The sequence below is a fragment of the Lysobacter sp. P5_B9 genome (genome assembly GCF_054049835.1).
Genome location: NZ_JBFULP010000001.1, coordinates 919,943 through 942,271 on the forward strand (window position 1 = coordinate 919,943; position 22,329 = coordinate 942,271).

24 protein-coding genes are annotated in these 22,329 nt (G+C 66.5%); 17 read left to right on the forward strand and 7 right to left on the reverse strand.

The genetic code is table 11. The features are described from left to right. The first annotated feature begins 58 nt into the window (after window positions 1–58). The gene (locus tag ACXJJ9_RS04455) at window positions 59–1,639 is read left to right on the forward strand and encodes a winged helix-turn-helix domain-containing tetratricopeptide repeat protein (RefSeq protein ID WP_457095998.1); all 1,581 of its coding nucleotides are present in this window, start codon (window positions 59–61) and stop codon (window positions 1,637–1,639) included. A gap of 3 nt (window positions 1,640–1,642) precedes the next feature. Here the strand turns inward: ACXJJ9_RS04455 and ACXJJ9_RS04460 are convergent, their stop codons facing one another. Then, entirely contained in the window at window positions 1,643–1,993 is a 351-nt protein-coding gene (locus ACXJJ9_RS04460) for a hypothetical protein (protein WP_457095999.1), read from the reverse strand. A gap of 264 nt (window positions 1,994–2,257) precedes the next feature. Between ACXJJ9_RS04460 and ACXJJ9_RS04465 the strand changes: the two genes are divergently transcribed. From ACXJJ9_RS04465 to ACXJJ9_RS04485, 5 genes are all read left to right on the forward strand, one after another. After that, window positions 2,258–3,163, forward strand: a complete 906-nt coding sequence (locus ACXJJ9_RS04465) for a dienelactone hydrolase family protein (RefSeq protein WP_457096000.1) — start codon at window positions 2,258–2,260, stop codon at window positions 3,161–3,163. A gap of 103 nt (window positions 3,164–3,266) precedes the next feature. Then, a complete protein-coding gene (locus ACXJJ9_RS04470; protein WP_457096001.1) occupies window positions 3,267–4,670 on the forward strand; it encodes a pyridoxal phosphate-dependent decarboxylase family protein in 1,404 nt (467 codons plus the stop codon). 127 nt (window positions 4,671–4,797) lie between these two features. Beyond that, window positions 4,798–5,160 carry a YciI family protein gene (locus tag ACXJJ9_RS04475; protein WP_457096002.1) on the forward strand — a complete coding sequence of 121 codons (363 nt, stop codon included), beginning with the start codon at window positions 4,798–4,800 and terminating at the stop codon, window positions 5,158–5,160. 52 nt (window positions 5,161–5,212) lie between these two features. Then, complete coding sequence (locus ACXJJ9_RS04480) at window positions 5,213–5,620, forward strand: VOC family protein (protein WP_457096003.1); 408 nt, start codon at window positions 5,213–5,215, stop codon at window positions 5,618–5,620. Window positions 5,621–5,849: 229 nt separating this feature from the next. Then, a complete protein-coding gene (locus ACXJJ9_RS04485; protein ID WP_310052335.1) occupies window positions 5,850–6,008 on the forward strand; it encodes a hypothetical protein in 159 nt (52 codons plus the stop codon). Between the two features lie 6 nt (window positions 6,009–6,014). Here ACXJJ9_RS04485 and ACXJJ9_RS04490 read toward each other — a convergent pair whose 3' ends face one another. After that, on the reverse strand, window positions 6,015–7,109 hold the full coding sequence (locus ACXJJ9_RS04490) for a tetratricopeptide repeat protein (RefSeq protein WP_457096004.1): 1,095 nt from the start codon (window positions 7,107–7,109) through the stop codon (window positions 6,015–6,017). A gap of 129 nt (window positions 7,110–7,238) precedes the next feature. Further along, complete coding sequence (locus tag ACXJJ9_RS04495; RefSeq protein ID WP_457096005.1) at window positions 7,239–8,351, reverse strand: hypothetical protein; 1,113 nt, start codon at window positions 8,349–8,351, stop codon at window positions 7,239–7,241. 232 nt (window positions 8,352–8,583) lie between these two features. Here ACXJJ9_RS04495 and ACXJJ9_RS04500 point away from each other — a divergent pair, with 232 nt between their 5' ends. The 3 genes from ACXJJ9_RS04500 (at window position 8,584) to ACXJJ9_RS04510 (ending at window position 10,340) form a co-directional block, all read left to right on the forward strand. Continuing rightward, window positions 8,584–9,189, forward strand: a complete 606-nt coding sequence (locus ACXJJ9_RS04500) for a GIY-YIG nuclease family protein (RefSeq protein WP_457096006.1) — start codon at window positions 8,584–8,586, stop codon at window positions 9,187–9,189. A 73-nt stretch (window positions 9,190–9,262) separates the two neighbouring features. Next, on the forward strand, window positions 9,263–9,529 hold the full coding sequence (locus tag ACXJJ9_RS04505; RefSeq protein WP_457096007.1) for a DksA/TraR family C4-type zinc finger protein: 267 nt from the start codon (window positions 9,263–9,265) through the stop codon (window positions 9,527–9,529). A 22-nt stretch (window positions 9,530–9,551) separates the two neighbouring features. Next, window positions 9,552–10,340, forward strand: a complete 789-nt coding sequence (locus tag ACXJJ9_RS04510; RefSeq protein WP_457096008.1) for a spermine/spermidine synthase domain-containing protein — start codon at window positions 9,552–9,554, stop codon at window positions 10,338–10,340. On the opposite strand, the gene dbpA is transcribed toward ACXJJ9_RS04510, so the two are convergent. Further along, on the reverse strand, window positions 10,337–11,713 hold the full coding sequence (gene dbpA, locus ACXJJ9_RS04515; protein ID WP_457096009.1) for an ATP-dependent RNA helicase DbpA: 1,377 nt from the start codon (window positions 11,711–11,713) through the stop codon (window positions 10,337–10,339). The genes ACXJJ9_RS04510 and dbpA overlap by 4 nt on opposite strands. 210 nt (window positions 11,714–11,923) lie before the next feature. Between dbpA and ACXJJ9_RS04520 the strand changes: the two genes are divergently transcribed. The 3 genes from ACXJJ9_RS04520 to ACXJJ9_RS04530 all read left to right on the forward strand — a co-directional run bounded on the left by ACXJJ9_RS04520 (window position 11,924) and on the right by ACXJJ9_RS04530 (window position 13,418). Beyond that, window positions 11,924–12,403: a YbhB/YbcL family Raf kinase inhibitor-like protein gene (locus ACXJJ9_RS04520; protein WP_457096010.1), complete on the forward strand. Its 480-nt coding sequence runs from the start codon at window positions 11,924–11,926 to the stop codon at window positions 12,401–12,403. 54 nt (window positions 12,404–12,457) lie between these two features. Next, window positions 12,458–13,072: an HD domain-containing protein gene (locus ACXJJ9_RS04525; RefSeq protein ID WP_457096160.1), complete on the forward strand. Its 615-nt coding sequence runs from the start codon at window positions 12,458–12,460 to the stop codon at window positions 13,070–13,072. A 202-nt stretch (window positions 13,073–13,274) separates the two neighbouring features. Beyond that, a complete protein-coding gene (locus tag ACXJJ9_RS04530; protein WP_457096011.1) occupies window positions 13,275–13,418 on the forward strand; it encodes a hypothetical protein in 144 nt (47 codons plus the stop codon). A 69-nt stretch (window positions 13,419–13,487) separates the two neighbouring features. Here the strand turns inward: ACXJJ9_RS04530 and ACXJJ9_RS04535 are convergent, their stop codons facing one another. Then, on the reverse strand, window positions 13,488–14,696 hold the full coding sequence (locus ACXJJ9_RS04535; protein ID WP_457096012.1) for an NAD(P)/FAD-dependent oxidoreductase: 1,209 nt from the start codon (window positions 14,694–14,696) through the stop codon (window positions 13,488–13,490). Window positions 14,697–14,742: 46 nt separating this feature from the next. After that, entirely contained in the window at window positions 14,743–15,222 is a 480-nt protein-coding gene (locus tag ACXJJ9_RS04540) for a VOC family protein (protein WP_457096013.1), read from the reverse strand. A 203-nt stretch (window positions 15,223–15,425) separates the two neighbouring features. Here ACXJJ9_RS04540 and ACXJJ9_RS04545 point away from each other — a divergent pair, with 203 nt between their 5' ends. From ACXJJ9_RS04545 to ACXJJ9_RS04560, 4 genes are all read left to right on the forward strand, one after another. Beyond that, window positions 15,426–15,824 (forward strand): hypothetical protein, encoded by a 399-nt coding sequence (locus ACXJJ9_RS04545; RefSeq protein WP_457096014.1) that lies wholly within the window; start codon window positions 15,426–15,428, stop codon window positions 15,822–15,824. Between the two features lie 66 nt (window positions 15,825–15,890). Then, window positions 15,891–16,232 carry a zinc ribbon domain-containing protein YjdM gene (locus ACXJJ9_RS04550; RefSeq protein WP_457096015.1) on the forward strand — a complete coding sequence of 114 codons (342 nt, stop codon included), beginning with the start codon at window positions 15,891–15,893 and terminating at the stop codon, window positions 16,230–16,232. Between the two features lie 178 nt (window positions 16,233–16,410). After that, entirely contained in the window at window positions 16,411–19,614 is a 3,204-nt protein-coding gene (locus ACXJJ9_RS04555; protein WP_457096016.1) for a DUF748 domain-containing protein, read from the forward strand. Window positions 19,615–19,909: 295 nt separating this feature from the next. Then, complete coding sequence (locus ACXJJ9_RS04560; protein ID WP_457096017.1) at window positions 19,910–21,214, forward strand: DEAD/DEAH box helicase; 1,305 nt, start codon at window positions 19,910–19,912, stop codon at window positions 21,212–21,214. 158 nt (window positions 21,215–21,372) lie between these two features. Here ACXJJ9_RS04560 and ACXJJ9_RS04565 read toward each other — a convergent pair whose 3' ends face one another. Next, window positions 21,373–21,579 carry a KGG domain-containing protein gene (locus tag ACXJJ9_RS04565; RefSeq protein ID WP_457096161.1) on the reverse strand — a complete coding sequence of 69 codons (207 nt, stop codon included), beginning with the start codon at window positions 21,577–21,579 and terminating at the stop codon, window positions 21,373–21,375. Window positions 21,580–21,896: 317 nt separating this feature from the next. Between ACXJJ9_RS04565 and ACXJJ9_RS04570 the strand changes: the two genes are divergently transcribed. Beyond that, window positions 21,897–22,319 (forward strand): YciI family protein, encoded by a 423-nt coding sequence (locus ACXJJ9_RS04570; protein WP_457096018.1) that lies wholly within the window; start codon window positions 21,897–21,899, stop codon window positions 22,317–22,319. The last annotated feature ends 10 nt before the right edge of the window (window positions 22,320–22,329 follow it).

A 22,329-nucleotide genomic window follows, 5' to 3' on the forward strand; every position in this document is an offset into this window, starting at 1 on the left:
TGCGCGCGCACGACGCGTTGGCTGGCAATACTGAACACGGAACCTGGATGCTTCGCCGGTGAATGGTTCGCAGAGCTATGACTTCGACCGCTTCCGCCTGAGTACCGTACGGCACGAGCTGTACCGCGACGGGCAACCGGTCGCGCTCGAGCCCAAGGCCTTCTGCGTACTCACCGAACTGCTCGAGCACGGAGGCGAACTGCTCAGTCACGACGCCCTGCTCGATGCGGTGTGGGGCCATCGCCATGTCACGCCCGGCGTGCTGAACCGCTCGATTGCACTGGTGCGGCGTGCGCTCGGCGACGACAGCGAACACCCGCGTTACGTGCAGACCGTGCATGCGCTGGGCTATCGCTTCATCGCTCCGGTCACCCGTGTCGACGATGCGGCCAGGCGCACCGGGCCGGTTGCCAACGTTGCAGTCGCGCCGGTCGCGAGCCTCTCGCGCGCGACCAAGGGCGTGGCCGCCGTACCGGTCGCGGTACTGCCGTTTGCCAACCTGAGCGACGATCCCGGGCAGGCGTTCCTCAGCGACGGCCTCGCCGAGGACATCATCACCGAGCTGTCGCGTTGGCACATGCTGGCGGTGCGCTCGCGCGCGGCGTCGTTCCGCCATCGCGGCGTGGCCGTCGACGTGCAGCAAGTGGCGCGCGAGCTCGATGTCCGCTTCATCGTCGAAGGCAGCGTGCGGCGCATGGGCGAGCGCGTGCGCATCACCGCGCAGCTGATCGATGCCGAGTCCGGCAACCACATCTGGGCGGAGAAGTTCGATCGCACCCTGTCGGAGATCTTCGACGTCCAGGACGAAGTCGTCGGCACCATCGTCGCGACGCTGGTGGGGCGCGTACAGGCGCGCGACGCGGAACGCGCCCGCCGCAAGCCGCCTTCGAGCCTCGCCGCGTACGAATGCGTGCTGCGCGGCAATGCGCTGCCGTGGGCCGAGCCGGAGGGACGCGCGAACGCGACCAGGCTGTTCGAACAGGCGATCGCGCTCGATCCGGACTATGGTTTTGCGCACGCACTGCTCGCGGCCATGCGCTATGGGCAGTGGTACGACGATCCGGTCGGCGAAGACGCCGCACTGGACGAAGCCCTGGCCCTGGCAATGCGCGGAGTCGAGCTCGATCCTGACGAGAGCACCTGCCATTCGATCCTGGCCCAGGTCTGCCAGCTGCGCGGCGACTTCGACCTGTGCGCGCAGCACATCCGGCGCGCGGTAGAGCTCAATCCGAGCAACCAGTGGAATGTCGCCGACATGGGGATGATGCTCAACTACCTCGGCGAGGCAGGACAGGCGCTCGCCTGGTTCGAGCGGGCGCGGCAGATCGATCCGTACTTCGACCCCCCGTGGTACTGGCGCGAATACGGCATGGCCCTGCTGCTGACGCACCGCTACCGGGAAGCAGCTGAAATGTTCAACCATGTGGCCGACCGCCATTACCGGCATATGGCCCCGAGGGCCGCGAACAATGCACTGCTCGGGGACATGCAGGCGGCGCGACGCGATGTCGCCGATTGCATGGCCGCGCAACCCGATTTCTCGATCCAACGCTACTTCGCGAAGCTTCCGTTCAAGCGCCAGTCCGACATCGACCACCTCGCCGGGGCACTGCGACGGGCCGGGTTTCCCGAGTCGTGAACCTCACATCTCCGGCAACGGCAGGCATTCCATGATCTCGATGCCGTCGCCGGGAAAGATCGTGAAGTGCGGATGGTTCTCGAACAGTCGTGCCGCCGCTTCGTGCGATTCGGCCTGCACGACCGTGTAGGCCGTCATGTTGTTGCGGGTTTCGGAAATGCCGCCGGGCGCTGCCCGCCTGGTTTTTCCCAGCGGCGCTCCCGGGTCGACGATGGACGATCCGTTGTCGGTTGCCCACTTTTTCCAGGCTTCCATCCCGGCACGCTCTTTCGCGGCGCGCTGGCCTGCGTCCATCGATTTCCATGTGTCCATGGACGCGGCCGAGCCGGTATAGATGGCAAGGAACTTTTTCATGGGGACTCCAGCCGGCGTGCGCGGGTGCACGGACGCGATGAAAACAGACCACGGGTTGGCGCTGCGTCAAACGGTCCTGGTCGACGGGCCTGGGTCGAAAGGGCTGGACCGCGGATTGGATGTCGCTTCATCCTCCCGGCATGATGCGGCCCGGCGCGACCGCAACGAATCAATGGCGTCCTCTGGTCGCAGCGGCAATGCGCATCGCACTAACATCCCACCGGGTAGCTTTTCGCGGATCACCGTCTACCACCGGAGCACCTCATGCCGACACCTCCACGCCAGCGGGCCAGCGACTTCGATCCGGAAGTGCTGCAACTGTTCGACCAGTACGTGCACGGCATCATCGACCGGCGCGGTTTCCTCACCGGTGCGGCGCGCTTTGCCGTCGGCGCCACGACGGCGGCAGGACTGCTGGCGGCCTTGAGTCCGCAGTTCGCGTCGGCGCAGCAGGTGAAGCCGGATGACAAGCGGCTGTCCGCGAAGTTCGTCGAGTTTCCCTCGCCCAAGGGCTATGGCAAGGCCCGCGGCTACCTGGTGAAGCCGACGAATGCGAAGGGACCGCTGCCGCAGGTGCTGGTGGTGCACGAGAACCGCGGGCTCAATCCGCACATTGAGGACATCGCGCGCCGGCTGGCGCTGGACGGCTTCATCGCCTTCGCGCCGGACGCGCTGTTTCCGCTGGGCGGCTATCCGGGCGACGAGGACAAGGCCCGCGCCGAGTTCGCCAAGCTCGACCAGGCCAAGACCCGCGAGGACTTCCTTGCGGCCGCCGACCTGCTGGCGCACGTGGAAGGCGGCAGCGGACGCATGGGCGCGGTCGGCTTCTGCTACGGCGGCGGCATGGTCAACTTCCTCGCGACGCGGCTGCCCCACCTCGCCGCCGCGGCGCCGTTCTACGGCAGCCCGCCCGCGCTGGAGGATGTGCCCAAAATCAAGGCCGAAATGCTGGTGGTGCTGGCCGCGAACGACGAGCGCATCAACACGGCCTGGCCGGCGTACGAAGCCGCGCTGAAGGCGGCGGGGGTGAAGTACACGCTGTACCAGCCCGCCGATACGCAGCACGGCTTCAACAACGACACCACGCCGCGTTACGACGAGGCTGCGGCCAAAGAGGCGTGGCGCCGCACGATGGCGCTGTTCGACCGCACGCTCCGCGCGCACGGCTAGCCTTCCCGCGCTGGTTCGATGATCGTCGCAGCACCGAATGCCAGGCGTGCCGATCCGCGGCGCGCACGCCAGGCGATCCTTCTTGGCTTGCACGGAGCACGACATGGCCCGCTTCGACACCACTGAGTTCGCGCAGTGCCTCGACAAGGCCCATGCGCTTGCGTCCGACTATCTGCAGGACCTGCCGCATCGGCACGTCGGTGCGCGCCATGGCCGCGACGAAATGATGGCGGCCTTGCGTGCCCCGCTGCCGCGACAAGGCGAGGACGGACGCGTGGTACTCGACCTGCTTGCATCGCAGGCGGCGCAGGGAACATCCGCGTGCGCGTCGCCGCGTTACTTCGGCTTCGTGATCGGTGGCGCCTATCCGGTCGCGCTGGCGGCGGACTGGCTGGTGTCGACCTGGGACCAGAACGCGGGCATCCATGTCATTTCACCGCTGGCCGCGGCGGCGGAAGAGGTTGCCGCGCAGTGGCTGCGGGAGCTGTTCGACCTGCCTCGCGACTCCGGCGTCGGTTTCGTCACCGGCTGCCAGATGGCGAACTTCACCTGCCTTGCGGCCGCGCGCCACGGCGTGCTGCGCAGGGCGGGCTGGGATGTGGAAGCCGACGGGTTGTACGGCGCGCCGCGCATCCATGTGGTGACGTCGGCCGAGTCCCACATCACCATCGACGTGGCGCTGCGCTATCTCGGCATTGGCACGCGGGCCCTGCACCGGGTGGAAGCCGACGCGCAGGGCCGCATGTTGCCGGAAGCATTGCGGGAAAAGCTGGCGACGCTGGAAGGCCCGGTGATCGTCTGCGCCCAGGCGGGCAACGTGAATACCGGCGCCTTCGATCCATTGCGCGAGATCGCCGGGATCGTCCGGGCTCGCGATGCCTGGTTGCACGTCGACGGCGCGTTCGGCCTGTGGGCACGCGCCAGCCAGTCGCGGCGTGCGTTGGCCGATGGCATCGAGCTCGCCGACTCCTGGGCCACCGATGCGCACAAGTGGTTGAACGTGCCGTACGACTGCGGTGTCGCGATCGTGCGCAATGCGCAGGACCATCGCACCGCGATGACCTCCGTCGCCGCGTACCTGATCCAGACCGGTGGACTGGAACGCGATGCCGTCGACTGGGTGCCGGAATTCTCGCGCCGGGCGCGCGGGGTGCCGGTATACGCGACCCTGCGCACGCTCGGCCGCGACGGGGTGGAATCGCTGGTCGAGGGCTGCTGCGCGCGGGCGCGGCAGATGGCCGCATTGCTGGCCGCGGAGGAGGGCGTGGGCGTCCTCAACGACGTGGTGCTGAACCAGGTGCTGGTGCGCTTCGGCGAGGACGATGACCTGACCCGCGCCGTCGTGACCGGCGTGCAGGACGAAGGCACCTGCTGGCTCAGCGGCACGACCTGGCACGACCTGGCGGCCATGCGCATCTCGGTGTCGAACTGGGCGACGACCGAAGACGACGCGGCGCGCAGCGCCGAGGCCATCCTGCGGGTGTTCCGGTCGTTGCGCGGGAGATAGGCGCGGCCGCTTCCGGTCCTGAGGAAGTCCGCGGCGGTATGTCGATCCGGTGGCTCCCCGTTCGTCGTCCTTCCGAGAGCCGGCTTTCGGCCGGTCGTCGCCAATGACCACAGCAAGGAGTACCACGATGCGTTTTCTTTCGATGATCCGGATCAACGAGAACAACGGCCAGCAGCCCAGCGAGCAGCTGATGGCGGACATGGGGCGCCTGATCGAGGAAATGACCCGGTCGGGCGTACTGCTCGATACCGCCGGACTACGGCCCACGTCCGAGGGTGCGATCGTGAAGCTCAAGGGCGGCAAGACTAGCGTGGTCGACGGGCCGTTCACGGAAGCCAAGGAGGTAGTCGGTGGGTTCGCGTTGCTGAATGCCGGGTCCATGCCAGAAGCCGTCGCGCTGACGCAGCGTTTCCTTCTGATCCACGGAGACGAGTGGGAGCTGGATTGCGAAGTGCGACAACTGGAAGAGCCCGACTTCGGGGCGGCCTGATCAGGATGTGCAGATCCACGATGTGCGGATCCATCATCGCGGGAGCGACGCCATGAAATTCATTCCCTACCTCGATTTCGACGGGCAATGCCGCGAGGCATTCGATTTCTATGCCCGTGTCTTCAATGGCCAGGTCACCATGCGCATGACTTACGGCGAGTCGCCGATGGCGGACGAAATGCCGCCGGCCACCCATGCACGGGTGATGCACTCGCAACTCGAGAGCGGCAATGCGGTGCTGATGGGCGCCGATGGACCGCCGCAGCACGCATCGAACCGCGGCTGCGTCAACATCGCGGTCGATACGCCGGCCGAGGCGGAACGCATCTACGCCGCCCTGGTCGAGGGCGGCAGCGTACAGATGCCGCTGCAGGAAACGTTCTGGGCACAGCGGTTCGGCATGCTCACCGACCGCTACGGCAAGGCCTGGATGGTCAACTGCATGAAGCCACCTGGTTAAGCGGAAAACAGGACGGATATTTCCGCGCGCGTTTGCGAGCACAGGGAATGGGTCACAATTCGTTGATCGCGTGCCGCGTCATGTAGATGAACGCGGCCGACATTCAGGCTTCACATAGCGATCACACATAGACTCTGGGCTGAAAGTGGGGCCCCCGACATGGGTTGCGCCGGTGAACGATCGCCGGCCGGTTCCTGCGATCCATCCCCCCGTAACAGCCGGAAGTCCAGTGCCTCGCCTTGATCTCCTCCTCATCCTTGTCCTGGCTGCCGTGTGTGCTGCGATTACCGCCGCCGCGACAGGCCATTTCGAACCTCTGCCCCTGTTTGCCGGCGTGATCATCGCGGGCGTGATGCGCAGCCTGCGCATGGCGCGGCAACGCGGCTGAGCACATTCAGTTCGACGCCCTTTGCAGTTCCTGCAGTTGCGCGCGATAAGCGGCGCGCGTCGCGCCGTCGCTGAGTGCCTGCGCCCGTAGCAGGGCCTTGCCGGCACGGCGCGGATTGCCCGCCTTCAGGTAGACCCGTGCCAGCGCGGAATAGAAGCGGTGTTCGCCGGCGTGCAGCCGGATCGCGCGCCGGTAGTGCGCGATCGCCTGCGCATAGTCGCCGCTGCGCTCGAAATCCATGGCCTGCAGGAAGTGATGCAGCGGGTCCTTCTGCTGCACCTTCGCCAGCCGGCGGCGGAATTCGGCTTCGCGCTGCGCATCGCCAACGCGATGGGCAAGGCTGACCATGTTGAACAACGCACTGTCTTCCTCGGGGTTGAGTTCCAGCGCTTTCTGGTAGGCGCGCTCGGCGCCCGCCACGTCGCCGTCATGCAGGCGCAGGACGCCGGCATTGCTCCACAAAGCTGCGTAGGCAGGATCGGCGTCCAGCGCGTGCTGCATCAGTACCAGGCCGTTGGCCGTAGTCCCAAGCGCCAGCTGCTGCATTGCCAGGTTGTTGTAGTAATGCGCCAGCAGACGCCGGTCGTTGATGGGGACGGGGCGATCCCTCGCGATCAGCTTGTCTCCCGCCGTATCCACGGTGAAGCTGCGTCCATTGGCCCGGACGCTCGCGTTGACGTGGTTGTTGCGATAGATCATGCCGGCCTCCTGCCGCCAGGAAATCGTTTCGGCGATTTCCTGCGGTTGCACGTCGAGACCCGCTTCGCGTGCCAGCACCACGAACAGCATGGTGAAGGACAGGCAATTCGCCGCGCGTGTCGCGTAAGTCTGCTCGACCGAATAGGTCGCGCCTTCCTGGTAGGCGATGCCCAGTCCGTCCGCGTCCAGCATGAAATGCACCAGGCGATCGAGTCGCTCCTGCGGGGCATAGGGCTTGGCCAGTACCTCGTCGTGCAGGCGCTGGCGCAACTGCGGTGGCAGGGCCATCACGGCTTCCGGCGCGGCGGGGACGGGGACCGTCGTGGGAGTCGTGGGCGCGGCGGGCATGTCGCCGACGGGCGCCGGGAGGGTCAGCGCAACCGCAAGGAGCAGGGCGTACATGGCGACCCTCCGCGCGCGTCGGCAGCAAAGATGGCCTGGAGAGAGTGTAGTCCTGGCGCGGCGTGAACAGTGTTCACGGGCGGCTCGGCGGGCAGGGCTTTCTTGGCGGCAGCCGGCGGTCGTTTTCGCTCAGGGGCGGGCGAGGGCAAGCACGATCTCGAACACGATCAGCAGCACGATGGCCAGTTCCAGCAGTTCGGCGCGGCGGCTGGAGGCTTCATCGTAGAGCGCCGTGTAGGTGCCGCGGATGATCTCCAGCTTGCGATCGACGGCAGCGCTCAGGCGCGGCACGCGGAACAGCTCCAGTGCCGCGCCATAGATGCGGGCCAGGTAGACGTCCTCGGTGACCTGCAGCGAGTTCTCGACCCGCTCGGTGAGCTCGGTGACTTCCGCCACCAGTCCATACAACTTCCGGGCCAGCCGGGCGGCACGGCGCGAGGCGAGCAGCGACAATCCGCCGCGCGCGCTCCCGACCAGTCCGTACATGGTGGCCAGCTCGTCATCGAGCAGTTCGTCGTAGTAGCGCATCTCCAGCAGCTGGGCATTGGCCACCTCGATGATGTCGACGACATCCGAGCCCCGGCTGGGTTCGTAGAGGAAGGCGCGGTCCCAGGTGAGGACGACCAGGTCATCCTCGAAGTAGGAATACGCCTGCTCGTTGATTGCCGCGGCTTCCTGTGCGGACAGTGGCCGTGTTTCACCCGACAACAGGGTGGCGAGGTTCGCCTGTTCGCGGACCTGCGTTCCGGTCATCGGCTGCGCGAAGGCATGGACGATGGCGAACAGGTAGTCCTCTTCCAGGTGCTGCGTTGCCGGGCGATGCAGCGCCGGGCCGATGACATCCAACACGCTGCGCAGTGCGTCGCGCCAGATCGATGTGTCGGCGGCGGCGGTGCGATCGAGCGCGTTGAGCTGGTGGCTGAACGCTTCCCAGGCGAGTCCCTCCACCGGTATCCGCAGGGCGATGACGATCGCGCCGAAGTCATAGACCCGCGCCGTTACCTCCGCCCGCGTGGGTACGCCCGCCAGCTCGATATCCACGGGCGGCATTGCCAGCAGTGCCGGCGGAACGCCGAAGGTGAGCTCATCCGGCTCGGCGGTGGCCAGGCGCGTGCGTCGGCTTTCGCGCCCTTCATGCGACAGCCACAACGCCTCGGCGCGCGCCAGGTCGATTTCGTTGGCGACATCCAGCAGGCGATGGACGACCAGCGCGCCGGATTGGACGTGCAGGGCGGCCGGCATTCTGGACTCCACGTGGCTGGATGGCGCCAGTGTAACGGCGCATGGTGGGATCGTCGGAAACAAGAAGGCCCAGCGGCGAACGAGAGGTTTGGTCTCGCTGGCTGGGCCTTCCGTGCCGGAAACCACTGCTTCGGTCCTCGGTCCGTCGCGTTTTCTCCGGCGGGGGGAAGGTATCGCCGCGGATGTTATGACCGGGTCAACCAGCCGCTGGCGCCTCGATTAGGCTCCGGCGATGCCCATAGACCCTCGTGATCCCGCTTCCCTGGGCACCCTCAGCCGGGGCCGCTGCTTCCTGTACGTGTTCCCCTGTGCGTACGAGGACCTGCTGAAGCTCGGCTTTTCGCGCGATCCATTGCAACGCCTGCAATCGCTGCACCGGCGCTGGTTCGAGTTCTTCGACCCTGACCGCATGGCGCTGGTCGAAACCGACAGGGTGCGCGATGCACGTGCGCTCGAACTGGCGTTGAAGCACGAGCTGGCGGAGTTCAATGCGCCGGTTCCTTTGACGGTCACGCGCGACGCAGGTGGCCACGGCGAGTGGTATCGGGGAGCGGGCGCCCATCTCGGGACGGCAGTGCAGCGCATCGCAGCGCAGGGTTACGGCGTGCATGCGCCGGCGCGTGGCTGGCTGCGGCGCGAGTTGGAGAGGCGCTGCGAGCTGCTGTACTCGTGGTCCGAGGCGCTGCTGGGCGTGGATGAACTGGACCTTCGCGCGGGCCCTGCCCTGGCACAACAGGTCGCACGGGACGTATTGGATGCCTACACCGCATTCGATATCGCGCTGGAGCCGTGGCTGCCCGCCAACGTGCTGCGCTGGTACGGTGCAGGCGGCCACTAGGACGCGATGTTCGCGACGATTCAGCCCGACCCGCTATCCTTGCCACGAATCCGGTGATTTCGGGAGAACTTCCATGGCGACTGGCTGGGCAGGCGATGGCGCGGTGCAGGACCAGATCGATGCCACCATCAAGGACGCGATCCAACGTGTCCGCAGCCAGCTGCCGCAAGGCCCCGGGCTGATGCGCTGCGAGGAGTGCGACGTGGAGATTCCCGAAGCACGCCGCAAGGCTGTTCCCGGCGTGCGCCTGTGCGTGGACTGCCAGGAAGCGCACGACCAGGAACAGGCCGGTTTCAGCGGCTACAACCGTCGTGGCAGCAAGGACAGCCAGCTCCGCTGATCTGATCCGCTGACCTCCACCGATGGCATCGACGCAGACAGGCTGGCGCGCGTGGTTGGCGGCATTGTTCGGCGCGTCGCGCGTGGACGTGCCTCCGCATCTGCGCAAGCCGTCCATCCGTCGTCGCGGCGACACCATCGAGTTGCAGTTCGCGCAGGGGGTGTCGCAAAGCCAGATGGTCACGCGTGACCCCGACCGCCTGATGATCGACTACACCCGCACCATGCTCGGCGCCCTCGTCCTGGTGCCCAGGCCGCGCAGCATCGGCATGGTGGGGCTGGGGGGCGGATCGCAGGCCAAGTACTGTTACCGGCACCTGCACGACGCCCGCATCGAAGTCGTCGAGAACAATCCGCATGTGCTGGCGCTGCGCCGGCGCTTCCATGTGCCAGACGACGATGCGCGCTTTCGCGTGGTGCTCGACGACGGTGCGCATTTCCTGGCCGGACGCCAAGCCGGCTATGACCTGCTGCTGGTGGATGGCTACGACGAAACCGGTATCCCCGGCGCGCTTTCCACGCAGGCGTTCTACGACCACTGCCGCGCGTCACTCGTCGAGGGTGGCGCCATGGCCATCAATCTCTACTGCGAGGATCCGGCGATGCACGTCGACAGGCTACAACGCGCCTTCGGTCCCGGGAACGTGCTGGTGATCGAGGAGCCGCGGCAGAGCAACCGCGTCGCGCTTGCGTGGACTGCCGGCACTGCGCCGCCAGCTGCCGCGGATGACGCGATGGCGCTGTCGCCAACGGCGCGTCGCGACCTCGCCCGCGTATTCGCGAACGTGCGCGAGGCTCTTGCTGCGAACTAGATCCTGCGCACGCGGAACTTGCGGCCCTTGATCTTGCCGGCCTGCAGCCGCGTCAGCGCTTTGTCGGCCTGGTTGCGCTGGATCGCGACATAGCTGCGCGTGGCGAAGACGTCGATCTTGCCGATGGCCTCGACCGGCAGGCCAGCGTCACCGGTGATGGCGCCGACGATGTCGCCCGGTCGCAGCTTGTCGGTGCGGCCCGCGTCGATGCACAAAGTGACGGTCGCGGCGGGGGGCGCGGAACGGGGACGCAGTGCGGCGAGCGTGGGGCGCTCCCAGCGGATCGTCACGCCCAGCTGCTGCGCCAGCGCCGTGGAGCGCGGCAGTTCGCGTGGCGTGCACAGGGTCAGCGCGACACCGCTGCGTCCCGCGCGGCCGGTGCGGCCGATGCGGTGGACATAGGTGTCGGCATCGTTGGGTACGTCGTAGTTGATGACCGCGCCGAGATCGTGGATGTCGAGCCCGCGCGCGGCGACGTCGCTCGCCACCAGCACGTTGCAGCTGCGGTTGGCGAAGCGGACCAGCACTTCGTCGCGGTCGCGCTGTTCCATGTCGCCGTGCAACGCCAGCGCGGTGTAGCCCAGGTGGGCGAGGGATGAAACGACTTCCTCCGTGTCCTTGCGCATGTTGCAGAACACCACGGTCGATTCCGGGTTGTATTCCATCAGCAGGCCGGCGAGCGCCGCGGGCTTCTGCGCCGGGTCGACATCGAAGAAGCGCTGGTCGATCGTCGCCTGCTGCTGCGCGCCTTCGACCGTGACTTCCAGCGGATCGCGCATGACGTTGCCGGCGATGGCGCGGATCGATTCCGGATACGTCGCCGAGAACAGCAACGTCTGCCGGTTGCCCGGCGTCTTGCCGACGATCTCGCGGATGGGCTCCTCGAAGCCCATGTCGAGCATGCGGTCGGCTTCATCCAGTACCAGCATGCGTACGCCGCGCAGGTCGAGCGCGCGCTTGCGCAGCAGTTCCTGCACGCGGCCGGGCGTGCCGACGACGATGTGCGGTTCGTGCTGGGCGAGTGACGCCAGCTGCGGCGCCAGTGCGAGGCCGCCGGTCAGCGTGGACAGCTTGACGTTGGGGATGCCCGTGGCCAGCTTGCGGATGTGCTTGCTGACCTGGTCGGCGAGTTCGCGCGTGGGGCACAGCACCAGCGCCTGCACACGGATCTGGGCTGGTTCGAGGTGATGCAGCAACGCCAGCCCGAAGGCGGCGGTCTTGCCGCTGCCCGTCGGAGCCTGTGCGATCAGGTCGCGGCCCTCGATCAGGGCCGGCAGGCTCTGCGCCTGGATCGGGGTCATCTGCACGTGGCCGAGGGCGTCCAGGCCCTGGAACAGGGCGGGATTGAGCGGCAAATCGGTGAATTCGGTCATGCGCCATGATACGGAGGAACCGCGCTGGGCGGATTTTTCACGAATTCCCGGCTTCGCGCGCCCTTTCGACCGGCCGGCCTAGAATCCGCCGGTATGCGATCCCGGCCCGCAACAAGCGCCTTTGCAGCCAGAACCTCCCGCTGTTTGCTCGGCATAGCCCTGGCCCTGGTCGCCGCGACTTCGGCCTGCAGCGAAACGAGGACGACCGCCATGTCGATGAAACTGGCCTCACCCGGCTTTGCCGACAATGCCGCCATGCCCACGCGCCATACCTGCGACGGCGGGGACATCTCGCCGGCGCTGCAGTGGGCGGACGTGCCCGTGGGTACCCGCAGCCTCGCGTTGATCGTGGATGACCCCGACGCACCCGATCCGGCTGCACCGCAACGCACCTGGGTGCATTGGGTGCTCTACAACCTGCCGTTCGCATCGCAGGGACTGCCGGAAGGCCTGAAATCCGGACAACTGCCGGCGGGAACACGCGAAGGCCGCAACGACTGGGATCGCACCGGCTATGGCGGGCCTTGCCCGCCCAAGGGCCGGCATCGCTACTTCCACAAGCTGTATGCCCTCGACGTCGAGCTGCCCGACCTGCACCAGCCGGACAAGGCGCAACTGCTCAAGGCGATGGAAGGCCATGTGGTGGGGCAGGCCGAACTGATCGGCACCTACCAGCGCCCCGGCCACTGACCTCCACTATCCTGACGGCATCGACCCGACGAAGCCGTGGCAATGCAGGACGTAATGCAGGACGTAATGCAGGACATACTGATTCCCGACGAACAACTGGCGGCGTTGCAGGCCGCCTATGCCACGCCGCCGCGTGCGTACCACAACTTCACGCATGTCGAGCACGTGCTGCGCCATTACGACGACGTCGCCAACGGACCCGGCTGGAACCAGCCCGCGGAAGTCCGCCTGGCGGTGCTGTATCACGACGCCATCTACGAAGCCGGACGCAAGGACAACGAGGCACGTTCGGCCGTTCTGGCCAGCGAACACATCGCGCGCTGGCTGCCCGGTCAAGGCATCGATGCCGCACGCGTGGCCGAGTTGATCAATCTCACCGCGCGCCATGGAGCCCTCGCTCCGGAGGATGTCGATCGCGACGCGGCGCTGTTCCTCGATTGCGACATGGCCATCCTCGCGGCCGACGAGGCCGCGTTCGCCGCCTACGACCGCAGCATCGCCACGGAATATCGCGGCCAGGTGCCGGCATGGCTGTTCAAGCTCAACCGGCGCCGCTTCCTCAAGGCGCTGCTGGCGAAACCGCGCATCTTCCTCAGCGACTGGTTCCACGAGCGCCTCGATGCGCAGGCACGCACCAACCTGCGTCGCGCGGTGGCGGAAAAGCGCTGAGGCTGCGGGCTGCTCTCCGCCTGCTCCAGCTGTTCACTCCAGGCGCTCGGCAATCTTCTTGTCGACATCACGATGTCGTGTTCGTGATGGCGCAACTTAAGTTGCGCCGAATTTTCAGACTTTTCCTATGGACGAGCCATGATCCGATGTGGCTTGCTGAGCCCGGCTGAAACGATCAGTCGGCACCAGGAAGTTGAAAGAGATGGCCAAATTCTTCTTAGTTGTCGCTGCGCTCGCATTCGTTGCTTCGCTTGCGTTGGGAATTATCCAAGGCCGCGTCAGTTATTTGATATACGCAGGAGCCATCGTGTTGGCTGTTGTGGTGACCGGCTTACTGAAACGTTGAAATTCCAGAAGGCGACGGCCAGCGGTCGGTGAAGCCGAGGCCAGTCGAATCTTCGGCCAGCCCAAGGGCTCAGGCCGCCACTCCCGCCGCGTGCCCGGACGCCCATGCCCACTGGAAGTTGTAGCCACCCAGCCAGCCGGTCACGTCGACCACCTCACCGATGAAATACAGGCCAGGCACCTGCTTCGACATCATCGTGGACGAGGACACGCCGTCGGTGTCGACGCCGCCGAGGGTCACTTCCGCCGTGCGATAGCCTTCGGTGCCGCTGGCGACCAGCGGGAAGGATGCGAGCAACGCGGCGGCTTCGCGCAGTTGCGGCTCGTTGAATTGTTTCATTGGCCGGTTGGGCAGCCAGTGCTCGCACAACCGCTGCGCGAAACGCTTGGGCAGCAGGTCGCCGAGGACAGTCTTGAGTTCGGCAGCGGGGCGCTCATGGCGCAGGCGTTGCAGCGTCTCCAGCGCGTCCAGGCCCGGCAGGAGGTCCAGGCGCAGGTCGTCGCCGGGTTGCCAGAACGATGAAATCTGCAGGATTGCCGGACCACTGATGCCGCGGTGGGTGATGAGCAGGTAGTTGTGGAAGGCCTTGCGGTTGCAGTGCGCTTCCACCGGGAAAGCGACGCCGCTGAGGTCCTGCAGGCGTTCCTGGTGCTTGCCGCTCAGCGTCAGCGGCACCAGGCCCGCGCGCATGGGCAACACGTGGTGGCCGAACTGGCGCGCCAGGTCATAGCCGAATCCGCTGGCGCCCATGCTCGGGATGGACAGGCCGCCGCTGGCGACCACCAGGGCGGGGGCGGTGAATACGCCGCGCGAGGTGTACAGATGGAAGTGCCCGCTGTCGCCATGCACCACGCGTTCGATGCTGCACGAAGTCTCGACGCGCGCGCCCACGGCCGCGCATTCGTCCAGCAGCATCTTCACGATCAGCTTGGACGACTCGTCGCAGAAGAGCTGGCCCAGCTCCTTCTCGTGGTAGGCGATGCGATGGCGCTCCACCAGTTCGATGAAGTGCGCCGGCGTGTAGCGGGCGAGGGCGGATTTGCAGAAGTGCGGGTTCGCGGACAGGTAATTCGCGGGGGAAGCACCGGTGTTGGTGAAGTTGCAGCGCCCGCCACCCGACATGAGGATCTTCTTGCCGACGCGGTTCGCGTGCTCGATCACGAGTACCCGCTTGCCGAGCTGCCCCGCGCTGATGGCGCACATCAGGCCGGCGGCACCGCCACCGATGATGAGGACATCGACGGTGGTGCCTTCTATGGACGTGCCTGCTGCGGACATGGAGGTCCCGGGTGGAAGCGACCTCCATTCTACGGCGCGCTCGCGCCTAGGCCGCCGCCGCCCTGCGCAGGGCGTCCACGTCGATCTTCTTCATCTGCAACATGGCCTGCATGGCCCGGGGATGCTGGATCAGCTGCGGCAGCTCGGTGGGAACAACCTGCCACGACAGCCCGAACTTGTCCTTCAGCCAGCCGCACTGCTGCGCCGCGGGATCGCCGCCGGCCGTGAGGTGGTTCCAGTAGTGGTCGACCTCGGCCTGCGATTCGCAGTTGACGACGAATGACACCGCTTCGGTGAACTTGAAATGCGGGCCCCCGTTCAACGCGACGAACGGGCTGCCGTCCAGTTCGAATGCCACGGTCATCGCCGTGCCTTCCGGCATTCCCGATGCCTGCGCGGCGGCCTTGTCGTAGCGGGCAATCGTGCCGACGCTGGAGCCGTCGAAGATCGAGGCGTAGTAGTTCGCCGCTTCCTCGGCGCGGGTGTCGAACCATAGGAACGGGGTGATGCGTCGTGGTCTGGCCATGATCGGTCCTCCTTGGGGTGGCGATGGATGCAGTAGCACGCCCGGGGTCAGGCGCGGGTCAAGACCGGGTGCTCACTGTGTAGACGAACAATGTTGCGTGGATTCGACGGGCGCTGGAGAGATGATCGACCGCGGCTTCGTGGACAGGCTGCGGTCATGCGCCGGCACTGGCGGGGCATGCCGCGAAGCGGGAGCATGCCGCCATGCTTGAAGAACGCCGTCACTATGCCCTGCACCTCGTCGAGCACGGTGACCACCTGCAGGTCCAGGTCAGCGGTGATGTCGACGCCCAGGCGGTTCGCATCGCCTACTGGCGGGAAATCGTCGCGGAAGCCAAGGCGCGGGGCCTGCGCAAAATGCTGGTGACCGACCGCAAGAAGGGCCACCCCGCGAGCCAGGCCGAGCTTGCGGACCTGGCCCTGGTGTTCCACGAGGAAGCTCGGAACTTCGATCGCGTCGCCGTGATCGAGCCGACGCCGGAGTTCCTGCCTGCCATCGAATACGCCGAAATCTTCGGGCAGGGCATGGGCATCAATGTGCGCATCTTCAGCGACCACCGCGAAGCCGAGCGCTGGCTGCGGTATGGCTCGCCGGACGATTGAGCGGTCCGGCGGCGCGGCGCCGTAAAATAGCCGCTTGCCATACCAGCACGTCCGGATCGAGATTCCATGCCCGCTTCTCCCGCCTGCCCGCAATGCACCCTCGGAAACACCTACGTCGATGGCGGCAACTTCGTCTGCGCCGACTGCGGCTTCGAGTGGCCGATGGCGACCGATGCCGCCGGGGAGGGCGGGGTGGCAGTGCGCGACAGCAATGGCAACCCGCTCGCCAATGGCGACACCGTGGTCGTGATCAAGGACCTGAAGGTGAAAGGCTCGTCCATTCCGCTGAAGCAGGGAACAGTGATCAAGAACATCCGCCTGGTCGAGGACGACGCCGAGCACATCGAAGGCAACTCGGACAAGATCAAGGGCCTGGTGCTGAAGACCTGCTTCCTGCGCAAGGCGTGATCGCGCCCGTTGTGGCGGAACCGGCCATCGACCGTGCGGCGTGGCACTCGATTCCCTGCACGAACCACGCCACACCAGCACGCTCGCACTCGATCGATCGGCGCTCCGCTTAACGCGGGCGTTACGGTAGCGCTGCCCTCCCGCGATAAGCTGCGTGGAACTGGCGTCAGGAGGACCCATGTCCGCTTGGGCATCAGCGCGCAAGGCGTTGTTGGCGCCTGTGATCCTCGTGCCGCTGCTGGCGGTGCTGCTGGTCGGCCTGTATGCCGCGTTCGGGTTCTGGGGCGTGCCGCGCTTGATCCGTTCGCAGGCCGACAAGTACGTGCGCGAGGAACTGCACCAGGAGCTGCGCCTCGGCGAAGTCAGGTTCAATCCCTTCACATTCGAACTCGAACTTCGCGATGCCGCGATCCTGGAGAAAGGGCGCCCGCTGGTCGGTTTCAAGCGGCTCTTTGCCAACTACCAGGCGTCGTCGTTCTTCAGCAGCATGCACAAGCTGCGCGAGGTTGCATTCGACCAACCCTATGCGCGCGCGATCATCCGCCCCGATGGTTCGTTGAACCTGGCCGACCTGCTGCCGGAATCCGATCCCAACGAGCCGATCCCGAGTGTGCTGATCGAGGACCTCTCCATACGCAATGGCAAGGTCGACTTCGCCGACCGCAGCCGGAAGCTGGAGCCGACCAAGACGCTGGCGCCGATCACGTTCCACCTGCGCGATTTCCAGACCACCGAGGAAGGAGGCGACCTACACCTCGACACGCGCACCGAGGACGGCGAGGGCCTGGCCTGGCAGGGCGACCTGGGGCTGACGCCGCTCGCGTCGAAGGGGCGTTTCGCGGTCAAGGGCCTGAAGGCCGGCACCGTCCATGAATTCCTCAGCGAAGAGCTGCCGATGGTCCTGACCGGCGGCAGCTTCGACCTGGCCGGCACTTACACCTTTGCAGTCAAGGGCAAGGGGGGCATGCAGCTCGAGGCCGTATTACCGACGATCACCTCGAAGGGGCTGCGCCTGCGCGCCCGCGGTGTCGGCGAGGACTGGGTCCAAGTGCCGGAGGCGACGCTCGAGGCCACCCGCATGTCCCTGCAACGGCACGAGATCACGGTCGGCGCGCTGCGCGTGCAGGGCCTGCAGGCACAGGTCTGGCTGCAGCCTGACGGCTACCTCAACATCCGCAGCCTGTTCATGCCGCAGCAGGCGGAGCCGGCGGCCGCGGGGCCGGAATGGACCCTGCGCGTGGCCCGCATCGGGCTGGAACGGGGCAAGGTCGCGCTCGAAGACCGCACGGTGCAGCCGGCCGCGCAGTTCGCGCTGGAGCCGGTGGCCGCGACCGTCGACGACTTCAGCCTCGACTTCGCCAAGCCGGTGCCGATCACGCTGACCGCAACGGTCAATGGCCGCGCGCCGTTGCGGCTGAGCGGCACCGTCGCGCTGGATCCACGCGTGGCGGACGTGCAACTGGAGATATCCAAGCTGCCAGTGCAGGACGTATTCGCGTACCTGCCGAAATACCCGACCCTGAAGCTGCGCTCGGGCGAAGTCAGCGCCAAGGGAAGGGTGGGCCTGCGCCCGGCGCCGGGCCCGGAACTCAGCTACGACGGCGATGCCAGCATCGATCGGTTCGACCTCGTCGAGGTGCCGAGCGGACGCGAGTTCCTGTCGTGGGACCGCGTCGAACTCAACGAGATCGCCTACGCCGCCGCGCCCGACAAGATCGAGGTCCGGCGGATCCTGCTGCGGAAGCCGGTCGCGCGGGTGGTGATCACGCCCAACGGCAAGCTCAACCTCACCTCGACCCTCGCCGCGCCGACGCCGGAGCCGGTGACCCAACCCGCCGCCACCAGCTCAGCCTCGGCGTCGAAGCTGCCGCCGCTCAAGGTCGGCGAGGTGGTATTCGACGCGGGCGTCCTGGGCTTCGCCGACTACTCGATCCTGCCCAACTTCCATGCGCGCATCGACGCGCTGCGCGGCAGCATCCGCAGGATTTCAACGCAGCCGCACACGGTCAGCGACATTGATCTCTCCGGTCACGTGATCAACAGGTATTCGCCGGTCACGATCAAGGGACGCGCGGTGCTGCTGGCTTATGACGAGCGCACCGACGTCGCCATGGCGTTCCGCAACATCGAGCTGCCGGTCTTCAATCCGTACTCGGGCAAGTACGCGGGCTACGCGATCGCCAGGGGCAAGCTGACCACCGAACTCGAATACAAGATCGACCATCGCCGCCTGGTCGCCGACCACCATGTCGTGATCGACCAGCTCGTGTGGGGCCAGGGCACCGACAGCGAGCACAAGGTCAGCCTCCCGATCCGGCTGGCGACGTCGCTGCTCAAGGACAGCAACGGCGTGATCGACCTGAAGCTTCCGGTGACCGGAAGTCTCGATGATCCGAAGTTCCGGATCGGGCCGATCATCTGGCAGATCATCAAGAACATCATCGTCAAGGTCGCCACGGCGCCCTTCAAGTTCCTCGGTTCCCTGTTCAAGGGGGCGGAAGACGCACAGTACGTGGACTTCCCGCCGGGCTCGGCGGAGTTGTCCGACAAGGCCCGCTCCGCATTGCCGGAACTCGCCAGGAGCCTGTCGGACCGGCCCGACCTCAATATCGACATTCCCGCCGGTCAAGTACCGGAGGCCGACGTGGCTGCGCTGGACGACCAGCGCTTCCAGGCCGCGATCGCACGGATGCGCGAGGGCAAACGCGGCTCCTACGCCGACCTCGACGACGAGAACAAGATCGATGTGCTGAAGGACCTGTACCGGCAGGAATTCGGGCATCGCCCCGAATTGCCCGATGCCACGGAAGGGGTGGCGGATGCGGTACCCGAAGCGGCCGGGCCGGTTGCCGCGGCTGTTGACGATGCGACAGTCGATGATGCGACAGCGTCAGTGGCTGAGCCCACGACGGCTACCGCGAATGCGGCCGCCGATGCGCCTGCTTCCAACGAACCCTTGGCCGCGGAGAAGCCGGCGGGCAGTGACATCGCCGCCGCCGATGAACCGTTGGCGGCGGAGGCTCCCGGGTCGCCTGCTGAAGTGCCGGCTCCAGAGGACGTCGCCGCTCCGGCCCTGCTTGCCGAAGCCGACGAGACCGCAAAACCCGCGGCTTCTACCGTCGCACCCGCGAAGGAGATGACCCGACGTGAGCGCAAGGCCTCGCGCCGACAGGCCCAGGTCGCATGGCTGGAAGGGCAACTGCGCCCGCGCTTCAAGGCCGACCCATCCGCTGGCAAAGTGCTGTCGCAGGCGCGCGCCACCGCCGTTCAGGACGCGCTGCTGGCGGGCGGAGCGATCGATCCGTCGCGGGTCTTCCTCGCGGGCAATCTGTCGCCGGTGGCCAAAGACGAGGTCGTAAGACTGGAACTGGCCCTGAAATAGGTGGCGTGCGGAACAGCGCGCGTTTCCTGAACCTGAGCGAACAGGGCGGTGGCTTGTACAACCGTATTCGCGTAGAGTTCGCCCCGTTTCGCGCACGGCTGATCCGTTTTCCTAGGTAAGCCCGCCGCTTCCGGCTCCGCCGGTCCATTGCGGCATATTCCCGTACGCCTTTCGTCGCGCAGACACGGCCCGGAGCTTCCGGAGCCGTTCAATCAGAACACTCGCAGCGCGGTTTCAAGGAAAGCTTCGAGTACGCCACCGGCCCAGCCGGTTGCGTTCCTTACGGAGCTAAAACATGTCCTTTGAATCGCTCGGGCTTGCGCCCGCGTTGTTGCGCGCGCTGTCGGAAAACAACTACACCACGCCGACCCCGATCCAGTACGAAGCCATTCCGCTCGCGCTCGCCGGCCACGACGTGCTCGGCGGCGCCCAGACCGGTACCGGCAAGACCGCAGCGTTCGGCCTGCCGCTGCTGAACCGCCTGTCCAAGACCACGCCGCCGAACGGCCCGCGCAAGCCGCGCGCGCTGATCCTCACGCCCACCCGCGAGCTGGCGATGCAGGTGACCGACAGCCTGCGCGGCTACGCCAAGCACCTGCGCCTGAACATCACCGCGATCTACGGCGGTGCCGGCATGCAGCCGCAGGTCGACAACCTGCGCCGCGGCGTCGACGTGCTCGTGGCCTGCCCGGGCCGCCTGATCGACCACCTGGATCGCGGCACCGCGCGCCTGGACAACGTCGAAGTGCTGGTCCTGGACGAAGCCGACCGCATGCTCGACATGGGCTTCCTGCCGGCGATCAAGCGTGTGCTGGGCAAGGTGCCGCCGCATCGGCAGACGCTGCTGTTCTCGGCGACGTTCGAGGCGCAGATCAAGGCACTGGCCCTGGAATTCATGCGCGACCCGCGCCAGGTCCAGATCGCGGCACAGAACACCATCGCCGAAACCATCACCCATCGTGCGCATCCGGTCGATGCCTCGCGCAAGCGCGACCTGCTGACCCAGATCCTGGCTACGCGCCACACCGAACAGGTGCTGGTTTTCGGCAAGACCAAACATGGCTGCAACCGCCTGGCCGAACAGCTCGAAACCGCCGGCCTGAAGACCGTCGCGATCCACGGCAACAAGAGCCAGGCGCAGCGCACCAAGGCGCTGATCCAGTTCAAGACCGGCAAGGCCCGCGTGCTGGTGGCGACCGATGTCGCCGCGCGCGGCCTCGACATCCCCAACCTGCCGCTGGTCATCAACTACGACCTGCCGATGGTGGCCGAGGACTATGTGCACCGCATCGGTCGTACCGGTCGCAACGGCGCCAGCGGTGAAGCGCTGTCGCTGGTCGCGCCCGAAGAAGGCGGCCTGCTGCGCCAGGTCCAGAACATGCTCAAGGCCTCGATCGAACTGGTCACGGTGGACGGCTTCGCTCCGAGCCGCCCGATCCAGATGAACGCGCCGCTGCCCAAGCACGGCAGTGGCAGCCAGCGTCCGCAGCGCGGCCATCGCCCGCACGGCAAGCCGGCACAGCGCCATGCCCATGCCGGACCGAAGCAGTCCCGCGGCACCGGCCGCGGCAACGCGCCGCGTCGCGACAGCCGCGTCTAAGCCCGGCAGCGCCCAGGCGTGCTCCCTGCGGGGCGCGCCTGGGACGCATGAGAGCCCTCATGAACCAGGCCGGCGCGGTGTGCACGCTGCCGGATCCCAGGTAGTCCAAAGGCGCCCGTAGGCGCCTTTGTTGTGACCGGCTGTTCAGCCGACGGCGATCAGGTTTCGCCCCGGCGTTCGCGCGTACCTCCGTGGCGATTGCCCGAGGCTTCGCCGCCCTTGCGTCCGATTTCGGACATGTGCTGGCGGTCGCGACTTACGGCTTCTCCTCCCTTCTGCGCGATCCTGCGTTGCTGTTCCTGATCCATGCCGGCGAAGCCGCGGCCTCCGCTGTGGTTGCGGGTCTGGTTCGATTGGGTGGGCATCGGCTGCTCCTGTTGGATTGCGATGGCGAGTTGCCCCGCTTCGATCCGCGTCAGCAGGATGATCACGGACATGCCGGAGACTAGCGGCCCGCGCGTTAGTCGAACGGCCATTGGGGGTTAAGGCCGGAGTAATCAGGTCGATGCGAGCGGTGCGAGCCGTGTGGCATGGCCCGCGCGTCATGCCGCGCAACCCTTCCCCTAGGAATTTTTTCCCCAGCATGTCGAATCCCGGCGGTTCCGCTCGTCTACCTTGCAAGAGCGCAGGCAGCGCGGCCCAATGGTCCGGCGCTCTCCACCCCCTGAATGAGGAGAAGAACATGCGAGTCCTGGTCATCGTCAAAGCCACCAAGGAATCAGAAGCCGGCGTCATGCCAAGCGAAAAGCTGCTGTCCGACATGGGCAGGTTCAACGAGGAGCTGGTCAAGGCCGGCGTGATGCTGGCCGGTGAAGGCCTGCACCCATCGTCGCGCGGCAAGCGGGTCGATTTTTCCGGCGCCCGTCGCACCGTGGTCGACGGCCCGTTCAGCGAAGCCAAGGAACTGGTGGCCGGCTTCTGGATCTGGCAGGTGAGTTCGATGGAAGAGGCGATCGAGTGGGTCAAGCGTTGTCCGAATCCCCATGAAGGCGAATCCACCATCGAGATCCGCCCCTTGTTCGAAGCCGAGGATTTCGGTGACGCGCTGACGCCGGAACTGGTCGCGCAGGAAACCCGCCTGCGCGAACAGCTGGCGAGGCAGTGAGGGGGGCGGC

What these genes read in the sequence shown, in the direction of transcription:
- ACXJJ9_RS04470 (WP_457096001.1), top strand. Translation starts at nt 3,267, where the DNA reads ATGGCCCGCTTCGACACCACTGAGTTCGCGCAGTGCCTCGACAAGGCC.
- ACXJJ9_RS04570 (WP_457096018.1), top strand. Translation starts at nt 21,897, where the DNA reads ATGCGAGTCCTGGTCATCGTCAAAGCCACCAAGGAATCAGAAGCCGGC.
- ACXJJ9_RS04530 (WP_457096011.1), top strand. Translation starts at nt 13,275, where the DNA reads ATGGCCAAATTCTTCTTAGTTGTCGCTGCGCTCGCATTCGTTGCTTCG.
- ACXJJ9_RS04545 (WP_457096014.1), top strand. Translation starts at nt 15,426, where the DNA reads ATGCTTGAAGAACGCCGTCACTATGCCCTGCACCTCGTCGAGCACGGT.
- ACXJJ9_RS04505 (WP_457096007.1), top strand. Translation starts at nt 9,263, where the DNA reads ATGGCGACTGGCTGGGCAGGCGATGGCGCGGTGCAGGACCAGATCGAT.
- ACXJJ9_RS04535 (WP_457096012.1), bottom strand. Translation starts at nt 14,696, where the DNA reads ATGTCCGCAGCAGGCACGTCCATAGAAGGCACCACCGTCGATGTCCTC.
- ACXJJ9_RS04460 (WP_457095999.1), bottom strand. Translation starts at nt 1,993, where the DNA reads ATGAAAAAGTTCCTTGCCATCTATACCGGCTCGGCCGCGTCCATGGAC.
- ACXJJ9_RS04565 (WP_457096161.1), bottom strand. Translation starts at nt 21,579, where the DNA reads ATGCCCACCCAATCGAACCAGACCCGCAACCACAGCGGAGGCCGCGGC.
- ACXJJ9_RS04520 (WP_457096010.1), top strand. Translation starts at nt 11,924, where the DNA reads ATGTCGATGAAACTGGCCTCACCCGGCTTTGCCGACAATGCCGCCATG.
- ACXJJ9_RS04480 (WP_457096003.1), top strand. Translation starts at nt 5,213, where the DNA reads ATGAAATTCATTCCCTACCTCGATTTCGACGGGCAATGCCGCGAGGCA.
- ACXJJ9_RS04525 (WP_457096160.1), top strand. Translation starts at nt 12,458, where the DNA reads ATGCAGGACGTAATGCAGGACATACTGATTCCCGACGAACAACTGGCG.
- ACXJJ9_RS04510 (WP_457096008.1), top strand. Translation starts at nt 9,552, where the DNA reads ATGGCATCGACGCAGACAGGCTGGCGCGCGTGGTTGGCGGCATTGTTC.
- ACXJJ9_RS04490 (WP_457096004.1), bottom strand. Translation starts at nt 7,109, where the DNA reads ATGTACGCCCTGCTCCTTGCGGTTGCGCTGACCCTCCCGGCGCCCGTC.
- dbpA (WP_457096009.1), bottom strand. Translation starts at nt 11,713, where the DNA reads ATGACCGAATTCACCGATTTGCCGCTCAATCCCGCCCTGTTCCAGGGC.
- ACXJJ9_RS04465 (WP_457096000.1), top strand. Translation starts at nt 2,258, where the DNA reads ATGCCGACACCTCCACGCCAGCGGGCCAGCGACTTCGATCCGGAAGTG.
- ACXJJ9_RS04495 (WP_457096005.1), bottom strand. Translation starts at nt 8,351, where the DNA reads ATGCCGGCCGCCCTGCACGTCCAATCCGGCGCGCTGGTCGTCCATCGC.
- ACXJJ9_RS04560 (WP_457096017.1), top strand. Translation starts at nt 19,910, where the DNA reads ATGTCCTTTGAATCGCTCGGGCTTGCGCCCGCGTTGTTGCGCGCGCTG.
- ACXJJ9_RS04550 (WP_457096015.1), top strand. Translation starts at nt 15,891, where the DNA reads ATGCCCGCTTCTCCCGCCTGCCCGCAATGCACCCTCGGAAACACCTAC.
- ACXJJ9_RS04475 (WP_457096002.1), top strand. Translation starts at nt 4,798, where the DNA reads ATGCGTTTTCTTTCGATGATCCGGATCAACGAGAACAACGGCCAGCAG.
- ACXJJ9_RS04540 (WP_457096013.1), bottom strand. Translation starts at nt 15,222, where the DNA reads ATGGCCAGACCACGACGCATCACCCCGTTCCTATGGTTCGACACCCGC.
- ACXJJ9_RS04555 (WP_457096016.1), top strand. Translation starts at nt 16,411, where the DNA reads ATGTCCGCTTGGGCATCAGCGCGCAAGGCGTTGTTGGCGCCTGTGATC.
- ACXJJ9_RS04500 (WP_457096006.1), top strand. Translation starts at nt 8,584, where the DNA reads ATGCCCATAGACCCTCGTGATCCCGCTTCCCTGGGCACCCTCAGCCGG.